Here is a 7,108-nt window from a genome sequence, read left to right on the forward strand (position 1 = left end):
AAGCGTAAATCAATGGGTCCTGACCCTAGATTCCGGGTGAATGCCCTGTGGTCGAATTGTCCAGGCGACAGGAAGGCCGATGGCGGCAAGTTCAGGGTAGTGCCCCAGTGGGCGCACCTGGCAGGATGATTTCGGCCTGCTCGCCGCCGCCCTTGCGCGGCGACAGGCGCAGCTCGCCCCCCATCGCCTCGACAGCCGCAGCGACGATGGCGAGGCCCAGCCCGCTCCCACCGCCTGCAGGGCTGGCCGCGCCGCGATAGAAGCGCTCGGTGACATGAGGGCGGTCGGCCTCGGCGATGCCGGGGCCGCGGTCCAGCACGCTGAAGCGGATCCTCTCGCCCTCGCGCGTCAGCCGCGCCTCGACACTCGCCCCCTTGGGCGAGGCGAGGATCGCATTCTCCAGCAGGTTGCGCAGCGCCGGCGCCAGCAGCGGCCCCTGCGTGCTGCGCCATTCGGTCCCGCCGGTTTCCAGCCGCAGCGCGACGCCGCGCGCCTGCGCCAGCCCGGCCAGTTCGTCGGCCACATCGGCAAGGATCCTTGCGCCGTCCTCGGCCTGAGCCGTGCCGTCGATGGCATTCTCGGTCGCTGTCATGTCCAGAAGCTGGCGCACCATGCGGTCGGTGCGGTCGACGCCTTGCGCGATCTGCGCCAGCGCCCGGTCGCGCGTCGCGGCATCGGGGGCCAGCGTCGCGATCTGCGCCTGCGTCTTCAGCCCGGCCAGCGGGGTCTTCAGCTCATGCGCGGCGAAGGCGGTGAAGCTGCGCTCGCGCTCGCGCAGGCCCTCGACACGCTGGAAGAGGCCGTTCAGCGCCTCGATCATCGGGCGCAGCTCCGAGGGTGTGCGGGTCTCCTCCAGCGGGCCGAGATCGGTTGCGGGGCGGCGCGACAGCGCCTGCGCCAGCCGGTCCAGCGGCGTAAGCCCGCTGCGCACTGCCAGCCAGATCAGTGCCGCCAGCAGCGGCAGGACCAGCATCGCCGGGGCCAGCAACCCCATCGCCACGCCATGCACCAGCCTTTCGCGCATGAAGCGTGCATCGCCGACCATGACGCGGATGCCCAGATCCCGGTCGACATGGGTATAGACGCGCCAGATCTCGCCATCGACTTCGCGCTCGCTGAAGCCTTCCTGCTCGGCCAGTTGCCCAGACGGCGCGCCGTCGGATTCGCTTTTCAGCTGGCCGTCGAAGCCCCAGACCTGACAGATCAGCTGGCGGGCGAAGTCGTGGCGGCCGGTATCGGGCAGGGCAGGGGCTTCGTCCACCAGCGACGCCGCATCCGGCCCGGCGATGCCGCCGTTGCGCCGGATCAGCGAAGCCACCATCTGCGCCGATTCCTGCAGGCGCCGGTCCAGCACATGGCCGACCTCGGTGCGGGTCGAATGCTGGATCCAGATGACGGCGCAGAGCCAGATCGCTCCGGTCCCGGCCAGCAGGATGACGAGCAGCCGTTTGCGGATCGAACTCATGAACCTCCCTCCGCCAGCCGATATCCCGCCCCGCGCACGGTGTCGATGAAGTCGCGGCCCAGCTTGGCGCGCAGGTGGTGGATATGGACCTCGACGGTATTGCTTTCGACGTCCTCCTGCCAGCCGTAGAGGCGCTCTTCCAGCTGCGTCTTGGACAGGATTCGGCCCGGATGTTCGACCAGCGCCTGGAGGATGGCGAATTCGCGGCGCGAAAAGCGCAGCTCGCGAGGCCCGATGCGCCCGGTCTGCGTCGCCGGATCCAGCCGCAGCCCGTTCCATTCGATCACCGCCGCGGCGCGGCCTTCCTGCCGGCGCAGCATGGCGCGCAGCCGGGCGGCGAGCTCGTCCAGATCGAAGGGCTTGCCCAGATAGTCGTCCGCCCCCGCGTCCAGCCCCTGCACCCGGTCGCGCACCCGGTCGCGGGCGGTCAGCAGCAGGACCGGCAGCTTTGATCCCGCCGCGCGCAATTCGGCCAGCAGGTCCAGCCCCGAGCCATCGGGCAGCATGATGTCCAGGACAACGCCCGCGAAGCCCCCCGCCTCCAGCGCCGCGCGGGCATCGGCGAGGGTGCCGACCGCATCGGCGGTAAAGCCCGAGAGGCCCAGCCCGACGGCGATCCCATCGGACAGGACCGGGTCGTCTTCGACGATCAGCAGGCGCATGGCGTGTTTCCTTCGAATTCCTCGATCACACTTTCGTCGATCAAGCTTAAGCTGGGCTTAAGGTGGCGTCTCTAGCCAGCCCGGCATGATGACGAGAATGTTTGCTCCCCTGATGGCTGCGCTTTCGCTGCTGATCGCCGGTTTCCTGGCGACGGCGCAGGCGCAGCCTTTGCAACCCGAAGACGCCTTCGCCCTGAGCGTAAGTCAAGGCGAGGATGGCGCGCTGGTGCTGAATTGGCGCATCGCCGAGGGCTATTATCTCTATCGCAGCAGTTTCGCGGCGGAGGCGGATGGCCAGAGCCTGCCGCTGTCCCTGCCCGAAGGCGAGGCTTACGAGGACCCGTATTTCGGCGAGGGCCAGATCTATCGCGGCGAGGTCACGGCGCGGCTTGCGCATGCGGGCCAGCCGGTCACCCTGCATTGGCAGGGCTGTCAGCAGGACGGTATCTGCTATGCCCCGCAAAGCGCACAGCTGGATCCGGAAGGCAGGGTGCTGGCCGACGTGGACACCGGCGGTTCGGGCTGGAGCCCTCAGACGCAGGGTGCGTCCGATCCAGCCGGCGCGGCGCAAACGGATACGGGATTGACGCTGGCACAGGATGAGGGGCTGGTGCAGGGTCTGGCCGCGCGCGGCGGCGGGGCGCTGGTGATTGCGGGTTTCCTCGGCTTCGGGCTGCTGCTGGCCTTCACGCCCTGCGTCTTTCCGATGTTTCCCATCGTCGCCGGCATGCTGGCCGGGCAGGGAGAGGCACTGACTGCAAGGCGCGGGTTGGCCCTGACGGGCGCTTATGTGCTGGCGATGGCGGTGGCCTTCGGGCTGCTGGGCATCGCCGCGGCATGGTCGGGGGCGAATTTGCAGATGGTGCTGCAATCGCCGATAGCCATCGGCGTGATCGCGGCGATCTTTGTCGCGCTGGCCCTGTCGATGTTCGGTTTCTACGAATTGCAGATGCCGCTGGCGCTGCAAGCCCGTCTTGGCCGGGTGGCTGGCCGTCGCGGCTCGATAGGTGGGGCGGCAGCGCTCGGCTTCACCTCGGCGCTGATCGTGGGGCCGTGTGTGACCGCGCCGCTGGCCGGGGCGTTGCTCTATATCGCGCAGACCGGCGACGTGATGCTGGGGGCGATGGCGCTGTTCACACTGGGACTGGGGCAGGGGCTGCCGCTGCTGGCCATCGGGATCTTCGGCCCGCGCATCCTGCCCCGCGGCGGAGGCTGGATGGAGGGGGCGAAGCGCGCTTTCGGCGTGATTTTTCTCGGCTTTGCGATCTGGCTGGCGGGGCGCGTGCTGCCGGGGCCGGTCACGCTGGCGCTCTGGGCCGCGCTGCTGGTCGGTGCGGCGGTGTTCCTGGGCGCGCTGGACCGGCTGGACGGCGCCGCTTCCTGCAACCGCCGGCTTGGCGCTGCGCTGGGGGTGCTGCTGCTGTTTACCGGGCTGTTGCAGGGCCTCGGCGCGGCGCTAGGGGCGGATGATCCGCTGCGCCCGCTGGCGCCACTGGCGGGGACCACGGCCGCCGCGCCGGCCTCTGAGGCGCAATTCGCCGAAGTCACCACCCGCGCCGGGCTGGACCGGGCGCTGGCCTCGGCGGGGGGGGGGGCCGGGGGGGGGGGGGAGCCAGTGCTGCTTTATGTCACCGCCGACTGGTGCGTGACCTGCCGCGTGATCGAGCGCGGTCCGCTGGCCGACCCGGCAGTCCATGCCGCGCTGGCCGACATGGCGGCGATCAAGCTGGACGTCAGCACCTTCGATGCCGAGGCGCAGGCGCTGATGCGGGATCTGGCCGCCGCCGGGCCGCCGACGATGATCTTTCTCGACGCCGCCCGCGCCGAGGCGCCCGACAGCCGGTTGATCGGCGAGATGGACAGCGCCGCGCTGCTGGCCTCGATCGGGAAGGTGGTCCGGTGAATGCGGTCTCGATAGGGCCGCTGGTCTTCGACGGCGCGCGCTTTGCCGCCATCGTGGGGCTGCTGCTGTTCTTCGTGGTGACCGAGATCATGGCGCGGCTGCAAAAGAGCGATGCGTCCCGATGGGCGGGATTTGCCGTGCTGGTCTGGATCGTAGCCGCGCGCATGGGTTTCGTTGTCGCCAACTGGCCCAGCTTTGCCGATCATCCTCTGGATGCGATCAAGCTGTGGCAGGGAGGCTTCCTGCCCGCTGCCGGCTGGGCCGGCGGCAGCGCCGTTTTCCTGTTGGCGCTGTTGCGACGGGCGCGAGGCGCGGTCCTGCCGCTTGCTCTTGGCAGCGCGGCGGCGCTGGTCGGGCATCAGGCCGTCATCGCCACCCTGACACGTCCGGCGGTCACGATCCCGGACATGCAGCTGATCGCGCTGGACGGGCGCGGCGTGCACCTGGGCGGACGCGACTGGCCGGTGGTTCTGAACCTCTGGGCGACCTGGTGCCCGCCCTGCCGGCGCGAGATGCCGATGATGACCGAACTGGCCGCCAAGACGCCCGGCGTCGATTTCGTCTTCGCCAATCAGGGCGAGGAGGCCGAACAGGTCGTGGCCTTCCTGAAGGCCGAGGGCCTGCCCGCCGAGGGCATGATCCGCGACCCGCGCCATCGGCTGATGGGGGCGCTGAATGCGGTCGGCCTGCCCTCGACGCTGGTCTTCGACGCCAAGGGACGGCTGGTCGCGGCGCATACGGGCGAGATCTCGCGCGCCGCCCTGACCCGGATGATCGCGCAGGCGACGGGAGAATGACGATGAACCCGATACGATCCGCATGGGCGGGCGCGGCCCTGCTGGCGCTGGCGGCCTGCGCCTCGACCGAACCGACAGCCCCCGCCGATCCGCCGCCTGCCATCCGCCCCGAACTGGCGGCCATGTATGGCGCGATGGAGGATAACGGCCACCACATCCCCGCCGTCTCGCCGCGACTGCTGGCCGAGGACAAGGCGCGGCAGGTCGTGGACTACTGGAGCGAGGAAAAGCCCGGCACGATCATCGTCGATCCCCATGCCCGCTATCTCTACCAGGTGCAGCCGGGCAACAGGGCGATGCGCTATGCCGTCGCCGTGGGCGCGGCCGGCTACGGCTTCACCGGCGAGGCGCATATCCCCTATCAGCGCGACTGGCCAAGCTGGAAGCCCACCGACAACATGGTCGCGACCCAGCCCGAGCTTTACGGCCCGGTGGAAAAGGGGCTGGAAGGCGGCATCGACAACCCGATGGGCGCCCGCGCGCTCTATCTGCACAACGGCCGGGGCGACACCTATTACCGCATCCACGGCACCATGGACCCGGCCTCGATCGGGCAGGCGACCTCGGCGGGCTGCATCCGGCTGTTCAACCAGGACATCATCCACCTGGCCGGACAGACCGGCAGCATGACCAAGGTCGTCGTGCTGAGCGAGGCGGAATCCGGCAAGGGCACGGTGCCGCTGGGCCAGCCCTTGCCCGCGCCGCCGGATGCGCTGGCTGCCGGCCCCGTTCAGACAGGAGGAACGACATGAGCATCACCCGACGCGACGTCCTGGCCGGAACCGCCGGCCTTGGCCTGGCGGGCCTTGCCGGAGGGGTCGTCCTGCTGACCCGGAGCAGGGGAGGCGGGAACGGCGCCAGCGGCACCGCCGCGGCCGAGATGACCGCCGACGACGTGCTGCACGACCCCGACAATCCGGTGCTGGGCAACCCCGCGGGCACGCTGACCATCGTCGAATATTTCGATTACCAATGCCCCTACTGCAAGCTGGGCCATGCCATGCTGACCCGCGTGGTCGGCGAGGACGGCGACATCCGGCTGGTGATGAAGGACTGGCCGATCTTCGGCGCGCCCTCGGTCCTGGCCAGCCAGCTGGTTCTCGGGGCGGCCGCGATGGGCGATTACGCGCAGGCCCTCAAGGCGCTGATGGCGACCGAAGCCAGGCTCTCCGAGGATCGGATCCGGCAGGTGCTGGGCGACGGCGGCATCGACACCGGCGCGGCGCTGGCCGCTTATCGCGCCGAGCGCGACAAATGGGACGGACTGCTGGCGCGTAACTCGGCGCAGGCGGCGGCGCTGGGGCTGCGCGGCACGCCTGCCTTCATCATCGGCGCCAGAATCTATCCCGGCGCGCTGGACGAAACCCGCCTGCGCGGCGCTATTGCCGAGGCCCGGCGGGCGGCGTGACGCTAGACAACCGAAGGAGCGGGCAACCCCGCTGCCATTACGTCCCGGCATTGCCGGGTTGGAAAAACACGAAGGAGAGAACATGCAACGCCGTCACCTTGTCCTCGCGGGCGTCAGCCTGCTGGCGATGCCGGTCTTGGGCGGAAACGCCCTTGCGCAGGAACGCGCCAACCCGATGCCCGAAGAACTGCGCAAGTCCTTGGAGCGCGACCCCACCGCGCCGGTGCTTGGCAATCCGGACGGCGACATCACTCTGACCGAGTTCTTCGACTACAACTGTCCCTTTTGCCGCAAGATGGTCGATCCGATGCATCGGCTGATCACCTCGGACAAGAACCTGCGGGTGGTGTTCCGCGAATGGCCGGTCTTCGGCGAGGATTCCGAGTTCGCCACCCGGGCCTCGCTCGCTTCGCTGCAGCAGCGGAAATACTGGCAGATGCATACCGCGATGTTCCGCACCAAGGGCCGCGTAACCGAAGCGGCCACCATGCGCGCCGCGCGCGAGGTAGGCCTCGACACCGTCCGGCTGGAGCGCGACATGCAGGCCGAGCCGGTCGAGCGCCACATCACCATGAGCGGCATGCTGGCCGAACATATGGGCCTGATGGGCACCCCCACCTTCGTCGCCGGCGACGAGGGCGCTTTCGGCGAATACAGCCTCGACGACCTGCGCGGACTGGTGCAGCGCGCAAGGGAAACCATGGGTTAGCCAGGGCCTCGCGGTTGCTCGAGCCTGATCAATATGATCTGAACTGCCCGAGGATTTTCTCCCTTTCGAAGGTTGATGCGACGATTGCGTAACCGTTCCATTGTCCGGCCATGGACCGCCGCTCTGTTCCTCTGCACGGCATTGCCAAGTTGGGTGATTGTGGG

At 69.1% G+C, this 7,108-nt stretch carries 7 protein-coding genes; 5 read left to right on the plus strand and 2 right to left on the minus strand.

The window, feature by feature from the left end:
- Window positions 1–91: 91 nt before the first annotated feature.
- On the minus strand, window positions 92–1,465 hold the full coding sequence (locus PARACOCCUSGL_RS0119240) for an ATP-binding protein (protein ID WP_010400394.1): 1,374 nt from the start codon (window positions 1,463–1,465) through the stop codon (window positions 92–94).
- Window positions 1,462–2,127 (minus strand): response regulator transcription factor, encoded by a 666-nt coding sequence (locus tag PARACOCCUSGL_RS0119245; RefSeq protein ID WP_010400398.1) that lies wholly within the window; start codon window positions 2,125–2,127, stop codon window positions 1,462–1,464. The genes PARACOCCUSGL_RS0119240 and PARACOCCUSGL_RS0119245 overlap by 4 nt, the downstream gene beginning before the upstream one ends.
- A 97-nt stretch (window positions 2,128–2,224) precedes the next feature.
- Between PARACOCCUSGL_RS0119245 and dsbD the strand changes: the two genes are divergently transcribed.
- The 5 genes from dsbD to PARACOCCUSGL_RS0119270 all read left to right on the plus strand — a co-directional run bounded on the left by dsbD (window position 2,225) and on the right by PARACOCCUSGL_RS0119270 (window position 6,944).
- A complete protein-coding gene (gene dsbD, locus PARACOCCUSGL_RS0119250) occupies window positions 2,225–4,030 on the plus strand; it encodes a protein-disulfide reductase DsbD (protein WP_010400400.1) in 1,806 nt (601 codons plus the stop codon).
- Window positions 4,027–4,827 carry a TlpA disulfide reductase family protein gene (locus PARACOCCUSGL_RS0119255; protein WP_010400402.1) on the plus strand — a complete coding sequence of 267 codons (801 nt, stop codon included), beginning with the start codon at window positions 4,027–4,029 and terminating at the stop codon, window positions 4,825–4,827. Before dsbD ends, PARACOCCUSGL_RS0119255 begins: the two co-directional genes overlap by 4 nt.
- Window positions 4,824–5,579 carry a L,D-transpeptidase gene (locus PARACOCCUSGL_RS0119260; RefSeq protein WP_010400404.1) on the plus strand — a complete coding sequence of 252 codons (756 nt, stop codon included), beginning with the start codon at window positions 4,824–4,826 and terminating at the stop codon, window positions 5,577–5,579. The genes PARACOCCUSGL_RS0119255 and PARACOCCUSGL_RS0119260 overlap by 4 nt, the downstream gene beginning before the upstream one ends.
- The gene (locus PARACOCCUSGL_RS0119265; RefSeq protein ID WP_010400406.1) at window positions 5,576–6,235 is read left to right on the plus strand and encodes a DsbA family protein; all 660 of its coding nucleotides are present in this window, start codon (window positions 5,576–5,578) and stop codon (window positions 6,233–6,235) included. The genes PARACOCCUSGL_RS0119260 and PARACOCCUSGL_RS0119265 overlap by 4 nt, the downstream gene beginning before the upstream one ends.
- Window positions 6,236–6,317: 82 nt before the next feature.
- A complete protein-coding gene (locus PARACOCCUSGL_RS0119270) occupies window positions 6,318–6,944 on the plus strand; it encodes a DsbA family protein (RefSeq protein ID WP_010400407.1) in 627 nt (208 codons plus the stop codon).
- Window positions 6,945–7,108: the final 164 nt, after the last annotated feature.

This window comes from Paracoccus sp. TRP, from assembly GCF_000185925.1.
Taxonomy (GTDB): domain Bacteria; phylum Pseudomonadota; class Alphaproteobacteria; order Rhodobacterales; family Rhodobacteraceae; genus Paracoccus; species Paracoccus kondratievae.

Excerpts from the sequence above, each read along its gene's own strand:
- PARACOCCUSGL_RS0119240 (WP_010400394.1), bottom strand. The coding sequence starts at position 1,465 with ATGAGTTCGATCCGCAAACGGCTGCTCGTCATCCTGCTGGCCGGGACC.
- PARACOCCUSGL_RS0119245 (WP_010400398.1), bottom strand. The coding sequence starts at position 2,127 with ATGCGCCTGCTGATCGTCGAAGACGACCCGGTCCTGTCCGATGGGATC.
- dsbD (WP_010400400.1), top strand. The coding sequence starts at position 2,225 with ATGTTTGCTCCCCTGATGGCTGCGCTTTCGCTGCTGATCGCCGGTTTC.
- PARACOCCUSGL_RS0119260 (WP_010400404.1), top strand. The coding sequence starts at position 4,824 with ATGACGATGAACCCGATACGATCCGCATGGGCGGGCGCGGCCCTGCTG.
- PARACOCCUSGL_RS0119265 (WP_010400406.1), top strand. The coding sequence starts at position 5,576 with ATGAGCATCACCCGACGCGACGTCCTGGCCGGAACCGCCGGCCTTGGC.
- PARACOCCUSGL_RS0119270 (WP_010400407.1), top strand. The coding sequence starts at position 6,318 with ATGCAACGCCGTCACCTTGTCCTCGCGGGCGTCAGCCTGCTGGCGATG.